Genomic DNA, 2,500 nt, shown 5'->3' on the forward strand with positions numbered 1-2,500 from the left:
AAGGATAGAAGAAGCGTGCGATTGGTTGTGCACGTCCAAGCAGTTAGGCTGATAAGTAGGCAAATCCGCTTATCGTGAAGGCTGAGCTGTGATGGGGAAGCTCCTTATGGAGCGAAGTCTTTGATTCCCCGCTGCCAAGAAAAGCTTCTAGCGAGATAAAAGGTGCCTGTACCGCAAACCGACACAGGTAGGCGAGGAGAGAATCCTAAGGTGTGCGAGAGAACTCTGGTTAAGGAACTCGGCAAAATGACCCCGTAACTTCGGGAGAAGGGGTGCTTTCTTAACGGAAAGCCGCAGTGAATAGGCCCAAGCGACTGTTTAGCAAAAACACAGGTCTCTGCGAAGCCGTAAGGCGAAGTATAGGGGCTGACACCTGCCCGGTGCTGGAAGGTTAAGGAGAGGGGTTAGCGTAAGCGAAGCTCTGAACTGAAGCCCCAGTAAACGGCGGCCGTAACTATAACGGTCCTAAGGTAGCGAAATTCCTTGTCGGGTAAGTTCCGACCCGCACGAAAGGTGTAACGATTTGGGCACTGTCTCAACCAGAGACTCGGTGAAATTATAGTACCTGTGAAGATGCAGGTTACCCGCGACAGGACGGAAAGACCCCGTGGAGCTTTACTGTAGCCTGATATTGAATTTTGGTACAGTTTGTACAGGATAGGCGGGAGCCATTGAAACCGGAGCGCTAGCTTCGGTGGAGGCGCTGGTGGGATACCGCCCTGACTGTATTGAAATTCTAACCTACGGGTCTTATCGACCCGGGAGACAGTGTCAGGTGGGCAGTTTGACTGGGGCGGTCGCCTCCTAAAGTGTAACGGAGGCGCCCAAAGGTTCCCTCAGAATGGTTGGAAATCATTCGTAGAGTGCAAAGGCATAAGGGAGCTTGACTGCGAGACCTACAAGTCGAGCAGGGACGAAAGTCGGGCTTAGTGATCCGGTGGTTCCGCATGGAAGGGCCATCGCTCAACGGATAAAAGCTACCCCGGGGATAACAGGCTTATCTCCCCCAAGAGTCCACATCGACGGGGAGGTTTGGCACCTCGATGTCGGCTCATCGCATCCTGGGGCTGTAGTCGGTCCCAAGGGTTGGGCTGTTCGCCCATTAAAGCGGTACGCGAGCTGGGTTCAGAACGTCGTGAGACAGTTCGGTCCCTATCCGTCGTGGGCGTAGGAAATTTGAGAGGAGCTGTCCTTAGTACGAGAGGACCGGGATGGACGCACCGCTGGTGTACCAGTTGTTCTGCCAAGGGCATAGCTGGGTAGCTATGTGCGGAAGGGATAAGTGCTGAAAGCATCTAAGCATGAAGCCCCCCTCAAGATGAGATTTCCCATAGCGTAAGCTAGTAAGATCCCTGAAAGATGATCAGGTTGATAGGTTCGAGGTGGAAGCATGGTGACATGTGGAGCTGACGAATACTAATAGATCGAGGACTTAACCATATAATATGAAGCAAATGTTATCTAGTTTTGAAGGAATATGCCTTCATAGTTTGGTGATGATGGCAGAGAGGTCACACCCGTTCCCATACCGAACACGGAAGTTAAGCTCTCTAGCGCCGATGGTAGTTGGGACCTTGTCCCTGTGAGAGTAGGACGTCGCCAAGCAAAAACCTAAGTCGATTCGACTTAGGTTTTTTTGTGCTTATTTTTATTTACCAAATGTCATAATCCATAAATTGAATGACACTAAAGAAGAGAAAAGAATGGAATAGAGGCTGTTTAAAGTGAATTTTGAACGATAATGCCATAAAAAATAATAAAGTAATACATTTAAATGTTAGGTTAAGGTAAGAATTACCTTTTTGTATTAATTGAGTCGTGGAATGACTAAAATATTTTACTTTTTATATGAAACCGTTATGTGGAAAATAGCTATTCAGTTGTTTTTCACATAACGGTTTTTCATTTTTAAAGGATTTTACATAAGAAAAAATCTATAATTAAGATAGTTAACATATATTTTTTGATGGGTGTGGGGGATTATGAAAGACATATGCATGTTATTAGTGGCTGTTATATTATGGGGGACAGCCATTGCGCCAACAAAGTGGGCATTAGAATCTATTCAGCCATTTACTTTGTTATTTATTCGCCTTTTCTTAGCTGGTGGAATCTGTTTACTATTCTCATTTAAACAATTAAAAAGATCAGTTGTACATAAACAGGTCCCGTGGAAAAGAATGAGTTTACTATCTTTTACTGGCGTATCTGGGTACTTTATGTTCACATCCTACGGTATTTCTTTAACAAGTGGATTGCATGTTAGTATTATTGATGCTGCTTTACCTTTAGTTACAATTCTTTTTTCGGCGTTCTTTTTGAAAGAAAAAATTCGGCTTAATTATTGGATCGGTATTGTATTGGGGGCTATCGGAGTACTTCTTATTACAATTCCATCTAGTAATGGCGATCAAGAAGTATCTTTAATAGGAGATATCCTTATTTTATTAAGTACGTTCTTATTTGCTTTCTATACAGTATTGCTGAAACGACCAAAACA

General features: G+C 44.6%; 1 protein-coding gene and 2 rRNA genes (2 of these 3 cut by a window edge). All 3 read left to right on the forward strand.

The window, feature by feature from the left end; genetic code table 11:
- A 23S ribosomal RNA gene (locus ACU8YW_RS01675) occupies positions 1-1,440 on the forward strand (it extends 1,482 nt beyond the left edge of the window).
- Positions 1,441-1,489: 49 nt separating this feature from the next.
- A 5S ribosomal RNA gene (gene rrf / locus ACU8YW_RS01680) occupies positions 1,490-1,605 on the forward strand.
- A gap of 377 nt (positions 1,606-1,982) precedes the next feature.
- Positions 1,983-2,500 carry the 5' portion of a DMT family transporter gene (locus ACU8YW_RS01685; protein ID WP_142398742.1) on the forward strand. It continues 412 nt past the right edge of the window, so the window shows 518 of its 930 coding nt (coding positions 1-518); it begins with the start codon at positions 1,983-1,985; its stop codon lies off the right edge, out of view.

Source organism: Bacillus pretiosus (assembly GCF_052947655.1).